14 protein-coding genes are annotated in these 15,389 nt (G+C 58.1%); 5 read left to right on the forward strand and 9 right to left on the reverse strand.

The window, feature by feature from the left end; translation table 11 throughout:
* From VGP39_RS26220 to VGP39_RS26255, 8 genes are all read right to left on the reverse strand, one after another.
* Positions 1-1,404: dipeptide ABC transporter ATP-binding protein (locus VGP39_RS26220; RefSeq protein WP_327571001.1), on the reverse strand; the 1,404-nt coding region annotated here is incomplete at its 3' end.
* Positions 1,404-1,847 carry a PIN domain-containing protein gene (locus VGP39_RS26225; RefSeq protein WP_327571002.1) on the reverse strand — a complete coding sequence of 148 codons (444 nt, stop codon included), beginning with the start codon at positions 1,845-1,847 and terminating at the stop codon, positions 1,404-1,406. The genes VGP39_RS26225 and VGP39_RS26220, both read right to left, overlap by 1 nt.
* Positions 1,844-2,059: a hypothetical protein gene (locus tag VGP39_RS26230; protein WP_327571003.1), complete on the reverse strand. Its 216-nt coding sequence runs from the start codon at positions 2,057-2,059 to the stop codon at positions 1,844-1,846. Before VGP39_RS26230 ends, VGP39_RS26225 begins: the two co-directional genes overlap by 4 nt.
* Positions 2,060-2,092: 33 nt before the next feature.
* Positions 2,093-3,271, reverse strand: a complete 1,179-nt coding sequence (locus tag VGP39_RS26235) for an ABC transporter permease (RefSeq protein ID WP_327571004.1) — start codon at positions 3,269-3,271, stop codon at positions 2,093-2,095.
* On the reverse strand, positions 3,271-4,380 hold the full coding sequence (locus VGP39_RS26240; RefSeq protein WP_327571005.1) for a microcin C ABC transporter permease YejB: 1,110 nt from the start codon (positions 4,378-4,380) through the stop codon (positions 3,271-3,273). Before VGP39_RS26240 ends, VGP39_RS26235 begins: the two co-directional genes overlap by 1 nt.
* A gap of 3 nt (positions 4,381-4,383) precedes the next feature.
* Positions 4,384-6,252, reverse strand: a complete 1,869-nt coding sequence (locus VGP39_RS26245; RefSeq protein WP_327571006.1) for an extracellular solute-binding protein — start codon at positions 6,250-6,252, stop codon at positions 4,384-4,386.
* A gap of 14 nt (positions 6,253-6,266) precedes the next feature.
* Positions 6,267-8,165 carry an extracellular solute-binding protein gene (locus VGP39_RS26250; protein WP_327571007.1) on the reverse strand — a complete coding sequence of 633 codons (1,899 nt, stop codon included), beginning with the start codon at positions 8,163-8,165 and terminating at the stop codon, positions 6,267-6,269.
* A gap of 223 nt (positions 8,166-8,388) precedes the next feature.
* Complete coding sequence (locus VGP39_RS26255) at positions 8,389-8,937, reverse strand: cytochrome c family protein (protein WP_327571008.1); 549 nt, start codon at positions 8,935-8,937, stop codon at positions 8,389-8,391.
* Between the two features lie 221 nt (positions 8,938-9,158).
* On the opposite strand from VGP39_RS26255, the gene VGP39_RS26260 reads away from it, so the two are divergent.
* The 5 genes from VGP39_RS26260 to VGP39_RS26280 all read left to right on the forward strand — a co-directional run bounded on the left by VGP39_RS26260 (position 9,159) and on the right by VGP39_RS26280 (position 14,177).
* Positions 9,159-9,899, forward strand: coding sequence for a 3-deoxy-manno-octulosonate cytidylyltransferase (locus VGP39_RS26260; protein WP_327571009.1), 741 nt, complete (start codon positions 9,159-9,161; stop codon positions 9,897-9,899).
* 19 nt (positions 9,900-9,918) lie between these two features.
* The gene (locus VGP39_RS26265) at positions 9,919-10,779 is read left to right on the forward strand and encodes a prephenate dehydratase (RefSeq protein WP_327571010.1); all 861 of its coding nucleotides are present in this window, start codon (positions 9,919-9,921) and stop codon (positions 10,777-10,779) included.
* 130 nt (positions 10,780-10,909) lie between these two features.
* Positions 10,910-12,532 carry a sensor histidine kinase gene (locus tag VGP39_RS26270; protein ID WP_327571011.1) on the forward strand — a complete coding sequence of 541 codons (1,623 nt, stop codon included), beginning with the start codon at positions 10,910-10,912 and terminating at the stop codon, positions 12,530-12,532.
* 1 nt (position 12,533) lies between these two features.
* Positions 12,534-13,487, forward strand: coding sequence for a hypothetical protein (locus VGP39_RS26275; RefSeq protein WP_327571012.1), 954 nt, complete (start codon positions 12,534-12,536; stop codon positions 13,485-13,487).
* Positions 13,488-13,496: 9 nt separating this feature from the next.
* Positions 13,497-14,177, forward strand: coding sequence for an RES domain-containing protein (locus VGP39_RS26280; protein WP_327571013.1), 681 nt, complete (start codon positions 13,497-13,499; stop codon positions 14,175-14,177).
* Between the two features lie 41 nt (positions 14,178-14,218).
* Here the strand turns inward: VGP39_RS26280 and VGP39_RS26285 are convergent, their stop codons facing one another.
* Entirely contained in the window at positions 14,219-15,238 is a 1,020-nt protein-coding gene (locus tag VGP39_RS26285) for an LLM class flavin-dependent oxidoreductase (RefSeq protein ID WP_327571014.1), read from the reverse strand.
* Between the last annotated feature and the right edge of the window lie 151 nt (positions 15,239-15,389).

Here is a 15,389-nt window from a genome sequence, read left to right on the forward strand (position 1 = left end):
GACCATCTGCGCCTGGAACAGCATGTCGAGCGCGGATGTAGGCTCGTCGAGCACCACGAAATTCGGCTCCAGCACCGCCGCGCGCGCGATGGAGATGCGCTGGCGCTGGCCGCCGGAGAATTCATGCGGATAGCGGAACCGCGTGGCCGGGTCCATGCCGACATCGTTGAGCGCCTTGATCACGCGCGCCTCGCGGTCTTCGTGCGACAGCCCGGGCTGATGCACGGAAAGACCCTCGGCGACGATATCGCCGACCGACATGCGCGGGCTGAGCGCGCCGAATGGATCCTGGAACACGATCTGCATGTCGCGGCGGAACGGCCGCATCGCCTTGAAGCGCAGGCCCTGAATGTCCTTGCCGAGAAACACGATCGGCCCGTTGGACGAAATCAGCCGCAGCAGCGCCAGCCCCAGCGTGGTCTTGCCGGAACCGGATTCGCCGACCACGCCCAGGGTCTCGCCCTGCCGCACCGACAGGCTGACGCCGTCGACCGCCTTGATGTGCCCGACCGTCCGGCGCAACAACCCGCGCTTGACCGGAAACCAGACCTTCAGGTCGTCGGTCGACATCACCACCGGTGAATCCGGCCGTGGCGGCGCCGGATCGGGTTTCGGCTCGGCAGCCAGCAAAGCCTTGGTGTAGGGATGCTTCGGCGCGGTAAAAACCTGCTCGACCGGCCCCTGCTCGACGATCTTGCCATTGTTCATGACACAGACGACATCGGCGATGCGGCGGACGATGCCAAGATCATGGGTGATGAACAGCAGGCTCATGCCGAGCCGCGCGCGGATGTCCGCAAGCAGCGCCAGGATTTGCGCCTGCACGGTGACATCAAGCGCCGTGGTCGGCTCGTCCGCAATCAGCAAATCGGGTTCGTTGGCAAGCGCCATCGCGATCATCACGCGCTGGCGCTGGCCGCCGGACAATTGATGCGGATAGCTGGCGAGCCGCGTTTCCGGATCTGGAATGCCGACTTGCGTGAGTAGTTCCAGCGTGCGTGCCCGCGCCATCGAGCCGCGAATGCCGCTGTGCAGTTGCAGAATCTCGCCGATCTGCGCTTCGATGGTGTGCAATGGATTGAGCGAGGTCATCGGCTCCTGGAAGATGATCGAAATGTCGTTGCCGCGGATGCCGCGGATTTCGCGCTCCGACAAGTTAAGCAATTCGCGGCCCTTGAAACGGATGGCGCCGGAGGGATGCGATGCAGTGGGATAGGGCAAGAGCTTCAGGATCGACAGCGCGCTGACGGATTTTCCGGAGCCGGATTCGCCGACCAGCGCCACGCACTCGCCGCGCTTGATCTCGAACGAGATACGATCGACCGCGAGCGACGTGCCGCTGGGCTGGTGAAACGCCACCGACAGATCGCGGACGTCGAGCAGAGGCTGGTTGATTGCGTCCATCAGGGCTCCCCGGAAAGTTGAAGCCAGTGCAGCTCATCCGCCAAAGCGCGCCGGAGACGCGCGTCTTGCGTCAGGAAATGGTCACAGCTAGCCAGCCGCGCGGTCGCGATGTGAATCGCATCCACCAGCTTTAGCTTGAGCCTGCCGCGAATTTCCGCAGCCCGCATCAGTGTTGCACGATCGATAGGAACGGTTTCTACGCTGCTGTCGGATGCAAATAACTCGCGGTACTTTGAAATCAGATCCTCGTTGCCGACGGCAATCGGCTGCGCTAGTGCTTCGGCGATAGTTAGTTCGGACGTGATCGCCCGAATTGATCCCCGATCAAATGCTTCGAACAAAGCTAGCAGCACCTTAAACCATGGTTCGCGAGGTTCGATCGCAAAAATCACGATATTGGTGTCCAGGTAAATCGCTTCGCCAGCGAAGCGATCCCAATTCATCGATCCTCCCGAAGCTCAGCGATGTAGTCGAGGACGTCCTGGTCGCTGCCGTAAAGATTTTGCCCGCTACCCACGAGATGCGCGATTGGGCGTTTCCGTGGTGCCTCCGTCTCCGGTTCAAATTCTATTTTCACCAGGCCATGCTCCGGCAGATCCGCGCGCAGATCGGCCGGAAGCCGGTCGACGGGATAGTGCCTTACGATCTTATTCATGGGTCGGCTCCTCCTGGGCAAATTACCACATCTCTACCTGAACGTCTTGCGCGGATCGAAGGCATCGCGGACGGCTTCGCCGATGAAGATCAGCAGCGACAGCATAATGGCCACCGCGAAGAAGCCGGTGAAGCCGAGCCACGGCGCCTGCACGTTGGCCTTGCCCTGCGATAGCAACTCTCCCAACGACGGCGAGCCCGGCGGCAGCCCAAAACCGAGGAAATCCAGCGCGGTCAGCGTCATCACCGAGGACGAGACGATGAACGGCAGGAACGTCATGGTCGCCACCATTGCGTTGGGCAGCAGGTGCCGGAACATGATGACCGGGTTGGAGACGCCGAGCGCGCGGGCTGCCTGGATGTATTCGAAATTCCGCCCGCGCAGGAATTCGGCGCGGACGAGGCCCACCAGCGACACCCATGAGAACAGCAAGAGGATGCCGAGCAGCACGAAGAAGCCGGGCACCAGCACCGACGACAGGATCAACAGCAGGTACAATGACGGGATCGAACTCCAGATTTCAATAAAGCGCTGGAAGCCGAGATCGACCCAGCCGCCAAAATAGCCCTGCACGCCGCCCGCGGTGACGCCGATCACCGACGAAATGAGCGTCAAAGCGAGGCCGAACAGTACCGAAATTCGAAAACCGTAGATCAGGCGGGCGACCACGTCGCGGCCCTGGTCGTCGGTGCCGAGCCAGTTGTATTCGAGGTCGCGGCAGCTCTTGAAGCCCTTGCGCTCTACCACCTCCTTGCACTGCGCTTCCGTCAGCATCCAGGTCGGCTTCGACGGCGCAGGCGTCGGCAGATCGAGATTGTGCGTATCGTAGGAATAGCGGATCAGCGGCCAGATCACGGTGCCGCCCTTGTCCTTGATCAGCTTCTGCAAAAAAGGATCGCGATAGTCGGCGGCGGTCTCGAAGTCACCGCCGAAAGTGGTTTCCGAATAGCTGACGAAGGCCGGCCAGTACCAATGCCCATCGAACTTGACGAAGAACGGGCGATCATTGGCGATCAGTTCGGCGAACAGCGAGATCACGAACAGGGTCAGGAAAATCCAGAACGACCAGTAGCCGCGGCGGTTCGATTTGAAATTCTGCCAGCGGCGGCGGTTGAGCGGCGACAGGCCGAGCGGATGGCGCGACGGCGGCACTGCCTCGCCGAGCGGCGACAGCGTCGTAGTCTCGACCGGCGGCGGCGCGACGATGGTCATCAGACTTCCCGCGCCTCGAAATCGATCCGCGGATCGATCCACATGTAAGCCAGATCGGAGATCAAGTTGATCACGAGACCGACCAGCGAAAAGATGAACAGCGTCCCGAACACCACCGGATAGTCGCGGTTGAGCACGCTCTCGAAGCCGAGCAGCCCCAGGCCGTCCAGCGAAAAGATGGTTTCGATCAGCAGCGAACCCGAAAAGAACGCGTGAACGAACGCGCCGGGAAAGCCGGCGATCACGATCAGCATGGCGTTGCGGAAGATGTGATTGTAGAGCACCTGCCGTTCGCTGCAACCCTTGGCGCGCGCGGTCATGACGTACTGCTTGCGAATCTCGTCGAGAAACGAATTCTTGGTCAGCAGCGTCATGGTAGCGAAGGCGCCGAGCGCCATCGCGATCAGCGGCAGCGTGATATGCCAGAAGTAATCCAGGATTTTCCAGTACCACGGAAACTGGTCCCAGCCGTCGGAGGTCAATCCCCGCAGCGGAAACACGCTGAGGAACGAGCCGCCGGCAAACAGGATGATCAGCAGGATCGCGAACAGGAATCCGGGAATGGCAAAGCCTATGATGATCACCGCCGAGGTCCAGGTATCGAACTTTGAGCCGTCCATCACGGCCTTGCGGATGCCGAGCGGAATCGAGATCAGATAGGTCAGCAGCGTCATCCAGATGCCGAGCGACATCGAGACCGGCAGCTTCTCCTTGATCAGCTGCAGCACGGTAGTATCGCGAAAATAGCTCTTGCCGAAATCGAACCGCGAGAAATTCCACAGCATCAGGGCAAAGCGTTCCGGCGCCGGTTTGTCGAAGCCGAACTGCTTTTCAAGACTCTTGACGAAATCCGGATCGAGGCCCTGCGCGCCGCGATATTTTGAATTGACCGCGTCTCCTGAGGCACCCATTTGAGTCCGCGCGCCAAAGTCGCCGCCGGATGAACCCGAAATCCGCGAACTGCCCCCGGTATCGGCACCGCTCAGTTGCGCGATCACGCGCTCGACCGGGCCCCCCGGCGCGAACTGCACGACGATGAAAGATACGAACAAAATCCCCAGCAATGTGGGGATCATCAGGAAAATGCGGCGGGCTATATATGCGCTCATCGGCTATTTCGTCTGCTCGAGCCTGGCCGCCTTGTCAGGATCGGACCACCACATTTCGATCGCCCCGACGCCGCCGAGATAGCGCGGCAGCTTCGCCGGGTGATCGAACACGTCCCAATAGGCGACCGGATGACTGGTGCGATACCATTGCGGCACCCAGTAGCGTCCGGCGCGGAACACGCGATCGAAGGCGCGGCATGCTGTGGTCAGATCGGCGCGACTGTCGGCAGCAAGGATGTTTTCGATCAGCGCGTCGATCGCCGGATTGGCAATTCCGGCGAGATTATACGAGCCTTTCGTCTTTGCCGCCTGCGACGAGAAGAACGGCCGCATGCCGTCGCCGGGGGTCGCCGACATGCTGAAGCGCTGGATGGTCATGTCGAAATCGAAATCTTCCAGCCGGGCGCGGTATTGCACGGGATCGACCATGCGCAAGCTGGCTTCGATTCCGAGCGTACCGAGATTCTTGATGTAAGGCGCGTCATGTGGCTGGATCGACGGCTCGTCTGCGAGAAACTCGATCCTGAAGACCTCGCCGTTCGGCAGCAGCCGCTTACCATCCTTGATGACCAGACCTGCGTCGAGCAGCAGTTGCGAAGCCTTGCGCAACAGCGTGCGATCTTGCCCGGAGCCGTCGGTCACCGGCGGAACGAACGGCGCTCCAAACACCTCATCGGGCACCTGCCCGCGAAACGGCTCCAGCAGCTTCAGTTCTTCGGGCGATGGCGGGCCGCTAGCCAACATGTCTGAATTCTGAAATGGCGAAACCGTACGCGCGTAAGCGCCGTACATGATGGTCTTGTTGGTCCATTCGAAATCGAAGGCGTAGGTCAGTGCCTCGCGCACCCGCGGGTCCTGAAATTTCTCGCGGCGAGTGTTGATGAACCATCCCTGCGCGCCCGACGGGGTTTCGTCCGGTAATATCTCGCGCTTGATCCGGCCGTCCTTGACGGCGGGGAAATCGTAGCGCGTGGCCCACACCCGCGCGGTAAATTCCTCGCGAAATAGATAGTTCTTCGCCGTGAACCCTTCGAACGCCACGTCGCGGTCGCGATAGAATTCGTAACGCACCGTGTCGAAATTATAAAGACCGCGCGAGACCGGAAGATCGGCGCCCCACCAATCCTTGACGCGCTCGAATTCGATGTAGCGGTTGACCTCGAATTTTCCGACCCTGTACGCTCCGCTGCCGAGCGGAATATCCAGCGTCGATTCGTCGAACGGCCGCGCTGCGTAGTAGATTTTCGAGAAAATCGGCAGGCTGGCGATATAGAGGGGCACGTCACGCGCGCGTTTTTCAGCGAAGGTGACGACAAGCGTCGCATCGTCCTCTGTCTCGGCCTTCACCATATCGCGCATCTGCTGCAGGATCAGGGGATGGCCCTTGGCCTTAAGCGTCGTAAGCGAGAAGGCGGCATCATGCGCGGTGAGTTTTGTGCCGTCGTGAAATTTGGCCTCGGGCCGCAATGTGAATCGATAGACCAGTTTGTCAGGCGAAATTTGCACCGACTTCGCCGCGAAGCCGTAGACGGCGTCCGGCTCGTCCGCAGCACGTGCCATCAGAGTGACGAATGTAAGATCCATGCCTTGCGCGCCCTCACCTTTCAGGATGAAGGCGTTAAGCGAATTGAAGGTCTGATAGGACTGGTTGTTGGTTCGCACCGAGGGAATCGTCGAAAACAGGCCTCCCTTCGGCGCAGACAAATTGACGTAGTCGAAGTGACGAAAGTCCGGCGGATATTTCAGATCGCCGAACACCGAAAGACCGTGCACCTCGGCGCTGGAATCGACCGCCATCGCCGGACGAAGCCACGCCGCGCCGGCGGCGCCGATGCCGAGACCCAGCACATGCCGGCGAGAAGGAAGCGCCATGCGCGAAAATGTCCTCAAGATCGCTTGCCGATCCGGGCCGCCTTGTCGGCGTCATACCACCACTGCGCGGGGAAACCGGATATCCCATATTTCGGCAGAGGTTCGGCGCGACTGAAACGGTCCCATCGGGCGTAACGCAGCGTGCTGGAAATATAGTGCGGCACCACGTAGAAATTCCACAGCAGCACGCGATCGAGCGCCTTGCTCGCGGCGATCTGCGTGGCGCGGTCCTTGGCGAAGATCACCTGCTCGATCATGGCGTCGACGGCCGGATTCTGGATGCCGCAGAGGTTCTGGGATCCCGGGCGGTTCGCCGCCTGCGATCCCCAGAACTCGCGCTGCTCGTTGCCGGGCGAAAGCGACTGGGCCCACACCTTCGAGGTCAAATCGAAATCGAACGAGCGCAGGCGGTTTTCATATTGCGCGTCGTCGACCGTGCGGACCGACACCGTGACGCCGATACGCTCCAATGCCGTTTTGTAGAACAGAACCAGGCGCTCCATCGAAGGGCTCTCGATCAGAAACTCGACATTGACCGGTTTGCCCGACGCATCGACCAGCTTGCGATCCCTGACCTCGAAGCCGGCCTCCTTCAACAGGCGCGTCGCCTCGCGCAGATTGTTGCGGACGGCTTCCGGGTTGCCATTCACCGGATTGACATAAGGCGTGGTGAACAGTTCGGCCGGCACCTTGCCGCGCACGGTTTCGAGAATCCGCAGCTCTTCGCCTTCGGGCAGGCCTGAAGCCGCCAACTCAAGACCGTCGAAGTAGCTGTTGTTGCGCCGGTACTGATTGTAGAACAGCTGCTTGTTCATCTCCTCGAAATCGAAGACATAATTAAAGGCGCGGCGCAGCCGTACGTCCTTGAACAGATCGCGGCGCAGGTTGAAGACAAAGCCCTGCATCCGGCCGGTGCTGTTGACCGGGAATTCCTCCTTGACGACGCGCTTTTCAACGACCGCCGGAAAATCATACGCCGTCGCCCACTGCTTCGCCGAGTTCTCCGCGATCCAGTCGGCCTGGTCGGCCTTGAAAGCCTCCAGCGCAACAAGATTGTCACGGAAGAATTCGTAGCGAATTTCGTCGAAATTATTGGTGCCGATCCGCAGCGGCAGCTTCTCGCCCCAGTAATCCTTGACCCGCTCGACGGCCACTGACCGGCCTGCGACAAATTCCTTGATGCGGTAAGGGCCGGAGCCCAGCGGCTTCTCCAGCGTGGTCGCCGAAACGTCGCGCTTGCGGCCTTCGCTGTCGCTGCCCTCCCACCAATGCTTCGGCAGCACCGTGATCTCGCCGACGATCATCGGCAATTCGCGGTTTCCCGGCGAGTCGAATGTGAAGGTAATCTCGCGCTCGCCGGTCTTCTCCACCTTGACGACGTGCTTGTAATAAGAGGCGTACATCGGCGAAAGTCTCTTCAGCGTGTTGAACGAGAAGATCACGTCCTCCGGGGTCACCGGCTTGCCGTCGTGCCAGCGCGCCTCCTTGCGCAGCCGATACTTGGCCCACGAAAAATCGTCGGGATAGGCGGCCGCTTCCGCGAGCAATCCATAATAGGTAAGGGCCTCGTCCTGCGCGCTGCTGATCAGGGTTTCGTAGATCAGTCCGATCGCCGGTGCGAGCGAGCCCTTCACGCCGGACACCGCCAGATTGAAATTATCGAAGGTTCCGATCGTTATCATGCGGGCGACGCCAGCCTTGGGCGCATCCGGATTGACGTAATCGAAACGCTTGAAGTCCGCCGGATATTTGATCTCGCCGAACATCGACAAACCATGCCGCCACACCGGCTCGCCCGCAGCGGACTGCGCGCGGGCTGGGTCGATGGCAGGAATTCCGGCTGCGATCCCAAGGGTCGGGGCGACCGCGGCGAAAGCGCCGCTCTGCAGAAGACGTCGTCGGGTAATTGCCAATTGAAGGAGTCCTGTAGCTGTCAAACCTCAACTAGAGACGCAATATAAGGCAAGCTTTCGACCGATCATGTTGCTTTTTGCCCATGATAGCAGCCGGCAACGGATACCGGTGCGGCGAAACGTCCCGATAACGCGCATATGACGCGCCGGGTTACCGCACGCGAAAACGGCCAGGCAAGGCCTGGCCGCAGGTGACGAAAAATTCATCGGCGGGCGAACGCCGCTATTTCGCCGCCGTCGGCAGCGGAACCGGCTTCTCGGCCAGCGTCGCGAGGTAGGCGATGACGTCGGCGCGCTCGCTGTCCTTCTGGATGCCGGCGAAGCCCATCGCCGTGCCGGGGACGAAACCCTTTGGATTGGCGATGAATTTGTTCAAATCGTCGAAGGTCCAGCTGCCGCCCTTGCCCTTCATGGCGGCGGAGAAATTAAACCCGCGTCCCTGGCCTTTCGGTTCATTGACGATGCCATAAAGATTGGGGCCGACGCGGTTGGGGCCGCCCTTCTCGAAGGTATGGCAGGCCGCGCACTTTTTCGCCGCGCCCGCACCCTTCTCGACCGAAGCGGTCTGCAGCAGTTTTTCGATCGGCTCGGAAGGTGCGGCGGCTTCCTTGGCTCCGCCAGCGCCTACATCTTCCTTTACCGCGATGTCATAGCCCGGCTTTGCCGGCTTGACCGGCGCGAAAATCGCGTTCGCCGCGAAGCTCGACACCAGCAGAACGAGGCAGCTAGCCAGAACGGCGCCAAGGATTTTATTGAGTTCGAAGGAGTCCATTTTCGATCAGGCTCCGGGCCGGAATTTCGACATTGCGGCCGGCTGAACGGCCAAGAACAGGTAAAGGATAAGCGGCAGGAATCAGGCTTTCGCACTGCACCTTCAGCAGCGATGAGATATCGGTTTGCCCGCGCTCTGGCAACCCGTATAAACGCCCGAACTTTCGGCCAATCCCCATCAATTCCCGAGCGTTTCAGCTGGGTTCGAAGCCCCCAATCCCAATGACCGACAGCCGCACTCTGGTGCTGATTCCCGCCCGCATGGCCGCCACCCGCCTGCCCGGCAAACCGCTGCTGGATATCGCCGGTCTGCCGATGATCGTCCATGTCCTGCGCCGGGCGGAGGCCGCCAATATCGGCCGGGTCGCCGTCGCCACCGACACGCCGGAAATCGCCGCGGCGGTAAAATCCCACGGCGGCGAGGCGGTGATGACCTCGGCCGATCACCCCTCCGGGTCGGACCGGATTTACGAGGCGCTCGGCAAGCTCGATCCAGCGGGGCAAACCGAAATCGTCATCAACCTGCAAGGCGATTTTCCGACCATCGGGCCCGACAATATCCGCGACGTGCTCGGTCCGCTCAGCGATCCTAAGGTCGATATCGCCACGCTGGCGGCGGAAATCCACACCGACGAGGAAAGCAGCAACCCCAATGTGGTGAAGTTGATCGGCTCGCGGTTAAGCGAGCGGCGGCTGCGCGCGCTGTATTTCACCCGCGCCACCGCCCCCTGGGGCGACGGGCCGCGCTATCACCATGTCGGCCTCTATGCCTATCGCCGCGCCGCGCTGGAGCGTTTTGTCGCCCTGCCCCCTTCCGCGCTGGAGCGGCAGGAAAAGCTCGAGCAGCTCCGCGCGATCGAAGCTGGCATGCGGATCGACGTCACCATCGTCGACACGGTACCGCGCGGCGTCGATACCATCGAGGACCTGGAAACCACGCGTCAGATACTGGCGAAAGGCTGAGCGGCTGATACAAGGCGCCATGACAAAAACCATGAAAATTGCATTCCAGGGCGAGCCTGGGGCCAATTCGCATCTCGCCATCGTCGAGGCCTATCCGGATGCCGAGCCGCACCCCTGCGCGACCTTCGAGGATGCGCTGGCGGCGATCTCTTCCGGAGAGGCCGAACTCGGCATGATCCCGATCGAAAATTCGGTCGCCGGCCGTGTCGCCGACATTCATCACCTGTTACCGGCCTCCGGCCTGTTCATCGTCGGCGAATGGTTTTTGCCGATCCGGCATCAGCTGATGGCGCCGCGTGGCGCCAAACTTGGCGATATCAAAACGGTCGAGAGCCACGTTCATGCGCTTGGCCAATGCCGCCGCGTCATCCGCAAGCTCGGCATCAAGCCGATCGTCGCGGCCGATACCGCCGGCTCGGCGCGCATCGTCGCCGAGCGCGGCGACAAGGCGTGTGCGGCGATCGCCTCGCGCCTCGCCGCCGACGTCTACGGTCTCGACATCCTGGCCGAGGACGTCGAGGACGAAACCCACAACACCACGCGCTTTGTGGTGCTCGCGCGCGAGGAAAACTGGGCGGTACAAGGCTCGGGCCTGCTGGTTACGACTTTTGTTTTCCGGGTGCGCAATTTGCCGGCCGCGCTCTACAAGGCAATGGGCGGTTTCGCCACCAACGGCGTCAACATGACCAAGCTGGAAAGCTACATGGTCGACGGCAACTTTTTTGCCACGCAATTTTACGCGGATGTCGATGGCCATCCGGAAGACAAGAGCCTTGCGTTTGCGCTGGAGGAATTGAAGTTCTTCTCGCGTGAATTTCGGATTGTCGGGGTTTATCCGGCTCATCCGTTCCGCGCGACGTTCGCGGAAGAGGCGGAGTGATCGTGTCAGGAGGCCATCAAGTCGAAAAATCGCTCACAAATAGAATCTTTCAATCTAATAAACTATCAATACAAAATTAAGCAAAATCATGATAAAGTTTGTGCAAACCGATAGAAGCGTGGAGTCTTCTATGTTTCTCTATTCGCGATCATTCGCAGAGCGAGTAGCGGAACTCGCGCACTTGTTTTCGATTCCTGTAAGATTCAGTGATCAGGCCGAGGGTTCCGAAAAAATAGTACAATTTACAAATGATATTCGAGGGCACTCACTTGGGCGCCGTATTAATCGTGCCGATCATCTATTTCGAATTAACATTTCAGATTGGGATACGCACAACAGAGGCTACTCCATATTGATGCATGAAAACATGCCATTTGTGCTGGAATTGGCTACAGACGAAATTCCCAATGCCGGGCTTAGCAGCAATATTCTACTCATGCAGAGCATATATATTCATGCTTTTCTTGAATTCTTTACCCGAGAACTTTGCAATCGGCCGTTGATGGACCTTGCACAAGCCACCACCGCTTTTTTCCAGGCAGTTTATAATAGCGAGTTCGGTATATATCTCCAACGCGACTATACCAATGACGAAAAGTTATTTGTATTTAACACGATCTCGGCAGGCAATAAACGGTCGGAAATTGAGTCCTTCGACGCCTATTTAAGAACGTCCCACATTGCAGATCAGCAGGGCTCATTCCTCACCAATGCACGACCAGCCAAAGAATTCCTTTCAGACCTAATCGACGACGATGAGGCTAATACTAGAATCATTCATCATCTGAGGAACATAACTTCTCCGGTTTCAAATCTGGACGCGATTGGCACGTACGACCGTTCCGGAATTCAAATCTGCATCATTTTCGCATCGCAACCGCCGACGCAACATTTTGCCAAGGAAAAAATAGTCAGTCTGATTTTGGAATCTCTCAAAAACAGATATTTGCAAGACCATGAAACTGCAAATCAGTTTTCATCGATGCGCCATGAACTTCGGCCGCTGCTCGGCGACGTCCGAACACGATTGACTCATGTTTTGGATTCTTACGTTACGACCCCCCATGACCGTAAGCAAAAGTCAGACTTTGAAGACACGGTTTCCGATATAAAGAAAAATCTGAATAAATCACTCGAACTTACGGACGCATTCGGGCAGGCGGATTTATTTCGACCAATCCAGGACCCGGTGTTAGTTACAGCAGAAGAGCGAGCAAAGGTCACCTCCGATTATAAGGCGCTAATTCCGCTGCTCCATCGGGTGAAGAAATCGGTCGATCCTAAATTTAGAACCAAGACTCGACTTGCATTCTCGAACTTGGCAGCGATTTTCGTTAAGGTCGATACGGAAAACCTGGTATCGATCCTGTCGAAATTGCTTGATAACGCCCACAAATATACTCCGGGTGGCCGTTCAGGTTTCCGTCCTCCAGAAATTCGAGTCAACGCCGAAGCGTCGAGCTTGGCCATAATCGTAGAAAATGTGGGCCCTCGGCTGGAAAATGGCGAAATTGGAGAATTGTTTTCAAAACAATTTCGCGGTCGACGTGCCAGAAGATTGGGAATTTCCGGGACCGGGATCGGCCTTTATCATGCAAAGCGGATCGCGGGCTTTCAAGGATTGTCACTCGATTACAATCAATTAAACGATAAATCGAGCAAGGGAGAGGGCTTGACACGGCACCAATTTGCCTTAATTTTCCCGCCTAATTTGTGGCGAAAAAAAGTTACAACTATTATTTCAGGGGCTTGAGGTGGCGACAGAAGCGACGGCGTCCCTTACTCCCGCCAGCGTTGGGATTGCAGTTTTCATTGACGATAACCAGTCTCTCCTTCGCACAGAAAAGCGGATTGCTGGCCAGATCGGATTCGAAACGCTCGAAATCGGCGTTGGAGACGGGTTGGATGAAGCCGTCGCTGAGATTTTTACAACAGCTCAGGATTTAGGCATTCCTTCCGACAAGATCGTTTTTTTTATCGACAATAGAATGTCTGAATTTGCAACCGTCCTCACCCAACCCCGGGACTCGAACGTAATTTTCTTTAATCAATACCGAGACCGGATGGGCCCGCATGGCAAGCATGCTGGAATGGCAATCGCCGAGTGGCTGGTCGCGAACCACGGCAACACAAATCCTGGATTTTATTTGGCTCTTCTGAGCGGATTCTCAGAAGAAGGAATTACTCGGCGGCTGAGAATCCTAAAAGATTTATATCCTCACTTTCTCGGTTTTCTTACAAAAATCGGCAGCGATGCAGACAAAGCCTCTTCTCACGATGAGAGGGTTCGCAAGTTTCGCGAAGCGATGTACCTCGTTAATGCCGCGCCCGCTGGTTCGCCCGTAGTCTCCAAAGCATCGACTAATTATCCGTATGGAAAGGTGCTTTTGAGCATCATCCAGGATTTGGAATTAACGTCGGAGGAGATTTGCGGCTTTCTCCGTTTGTCACACTCTGCCCTCCCAAAAACAAATGTGCTGTACGAAGATCCGTCGAAATTTGAGCTGGACACCCTCGATTGGCAAGAAAAGGTATTTTTAGTTTGGGAACTCTTGCTAATCTTAGAACACGATTTTGAGGATTTCGAGAAGGTGAAGATGTGGCTCAACTCCCCGCACGTTCTATTGCAGGGAGCAACGCCTCGATCGCTAATTGTTTCCGGCCTCACATCGGAAATTGATACGCTTCGCGCAATCGTAAGATACTAGGAGCTTACGATGGCGGGCAAACGTGTCGACGCTGGATTTCACATAACTCGAGCTGAACTCAACGCCGACCGCTTAAGTTCTATCGTCGATAGACGACCGCTTTTCTCTGCAGAGCAAAAGAGAATCGTGATGGCCGCTCATGTCGGGTTGGTACAACCAACGTCGCCTCACGATTTGCTTATGATGAAATTCCGTCGAGCCGGAAGACGCGTTAGTGCTGAAGGTTCGGAAGTTGGTACAATCGGACGCTATCACTACTGGCGAAATTGTCTTTATTTCTCAGACCAGATCGAGACGGTTTTTGCGGAGGCTGCCTATTATATGCACGCTTTCGACGGCATAAAGGTTGGGGCTTTTAAGCGCGAATATCGCGTATTCAAGGTGAAAATCACAGACATACCGGTGTCTATCAACAGACGATACCAAAAAGTAGATATGATTTGCGATCGCCATCCACTGCAAAAAATCGTAGAAGACAAGGCTATGCAAAGTGGCTGGTCAATAATTTCGGCGCCCAGCGCACGTATGGACGGGCATCGAAGCTTGGTGGTATACGATCCAACGAAAGTGGTCGATGCAGTAGACGTTGGCAGGGTTGAGCTCTTCTATGACAATCGAAGCCCAAGCATCACGTGGAATTCAAATTTGCTCGATCGTAAATCTTTTGTACTAAGAACCGTCTTGCACTAGCCTGCGGTCAGGCGAGCGTCCGTTGTTCAACCGATGTATCCTTACGCCGCCGCCTTCTTGTCCAGCCCGAACGCATCGGCCAGCAGGCTGTAGGACTTCCTGCGCGCGCCGTGATCGTACACCGCGGTGATGATCATCAACTCATCGGCCTGGCTGGCCGCGATCATCGGTTGCAGCTTCTGCATCACGGTGGCCGGGCTGCCGACGAACAACCGGGAGCGATTGCGCGCGATCGAGGCGCGCTCGGCGTCGGTGTAGGGATAGGCCTGTGCCTCCTCCACGCTGGGCAGCGGCAGATACTGACCGCGGTCGCGGCGCAATCGGTTGAGATCCATCGACGTCGCCAGTTGCTCGGCTTCGGCATCGGTTTCGGCAGCGACGACCGCGACTGCGAGTATGCCGTGCGGCTTGCTGCGCCAGCGCGACGGTTTGAACCGGATGCGGTAATTCGTAAGCGCATCCACCGCGTCATACGACGCAAAATGATGCGCGAACGCGAATCCCATGCCGACTTGTGCGGCGAGTTCCGAGCTGTAGTCGCTGGAGCCGAGCAGCCAGATCGGCGGCAGTGGCGTGTCGTCCGGCATCGCCACCACATTGTTGAACGGATGGCCTGGCGGAAACTCCCGGGTTTCCCATAACGTCAGTTCATGCAGCCGCTCCAGAAAATCATCGCCCTCGCGGCGATCGAGCCGGCTGCGCAGCGCGTAGGCGGTGGCGCCATCGGTGCCGGGTGCGCGGCCGAGGCCAAGATCAATCCTTCCTGGAAACAGCGCCTCCAACATCTTGAAGCGTTCGGCGACCATCAGCGGGGCATGGTTCGGCAGCATCACGCCGCCGGAGCCGACATGGATACGGCTGGTCACCGCGGCGATCTGCCCGATCATCAGATCGGGCGCCGGGCTCGCCACGGATGAAAGGTTGTGATGCTCGGCCAGCCAATAGCGGACATAGCCCAGTGTGTCGGCGTGGCGCGCCAGATTGATGCTGTTGCGCAGCGCCGCGGCGGGTTTGGTTCCGGTGGTGACGACCGACAGGTCCAGAATGGAGAGTGGGATCATGGCGTCAAGCTAGTGCGTCAGGCGCGGCAGACAAAGGTCTGATCGTGCAGACCTGGGACACAACGGCCGGGGCGAACCGGTAATCTCTCGCCATAGACGAGTGGGACACCATTTTCAAAATAGCCGTAGTCTCGTCCTGCCCATGATCGCG

This window comes from Bradyrhizobium sp., from assembly GCF_036009065.1.
Classification (GTDB): domain Bacteria; phylum Pseudomonadota; class Alphaproteobacteria; order Rhizobiales; family Xanthobacteraceae; genus Bradyrhizobium.

Bases quoted from the DNA above. Each gene is read 5' to 3' on its own strand.
- VGP39_RS26270 (WP_327571011.1), top strand. From the start codon at position 10,910: ATGTTTCTCTATTCGCGATCATTCGCAGAGCGAGTAGCGGAACTCGCG.
- VGP39_RS26225 (WP_327571002.1), bottom strand. From the start codon at position 1,847: ATGAATTGGGATCGCTTCGCTGGCGAAGCGATTTACCTGGACACCAAT.
- VGP39_RS26260 (WP_327571009.1), top strand. From the start codon at position 9,159: ATGACCGACAGCCGCACTCTGGTGCTGATTCCCGCCCGCATGGCCGCC.
- VGP39_RS26265 (WP_327571010.1), top strand. From the start codon at position 9,919: ATGACAAAAACCATGAAAATTGCATTCCAGGGCGAGCCTGGGGCCAAT.
- VGP39_RS26280 (WP_327571013.1), top strand. From the start codon at position 13,497: ATGGCGGGCAAACGTGTCGACGCTGGATTTCACATAACTCGAGCTGAA.
- VGP39_RS26245 (WP_327571006.1), bottom strand. From the start codon at position 6,252: ATGGCGCTTCCTTCTCGCCGGCATGTGCTGGGTCTCGGCATCGGCGCC.
- VGP39_RS26255 (WP_327571008.1), bottom strand. From the start codon at position 8,937: ATGGACTCCTTCGAACTCAATAAAATCCTTGGCGCCGTTCTGGCTAGC.
- VGP39_RS26235 (WP_327571004.1), bottom strand. From the start codon at position 3,271: ATGACCATCGTCGCGCCGCCGCCGGTCGAGACTACGACGCTGTCGCCG.
- VGP39_RS26285 (WP_327571014.1), bottom strand. From the start codon at position 15,238: ATGATCCCACTCTCCATTCTGGACCTGTCGGTCGTCACCACCGGAACC.
- VGP39_RS26230 (WP_327571003.1), bottom strand. From the start codon at position 2,059: ATGAATAAGATCGTAAGGCACTATCCCGTCGACCGGCTTCCGGCCGAT.
- VGP39_RS26240 (WP_327571005.1), bottom strand. From the start codon at position 4,380: ATGAGCGCATATATAGCCCGCCGCATTTTCCTGATGATCCCCACATTG.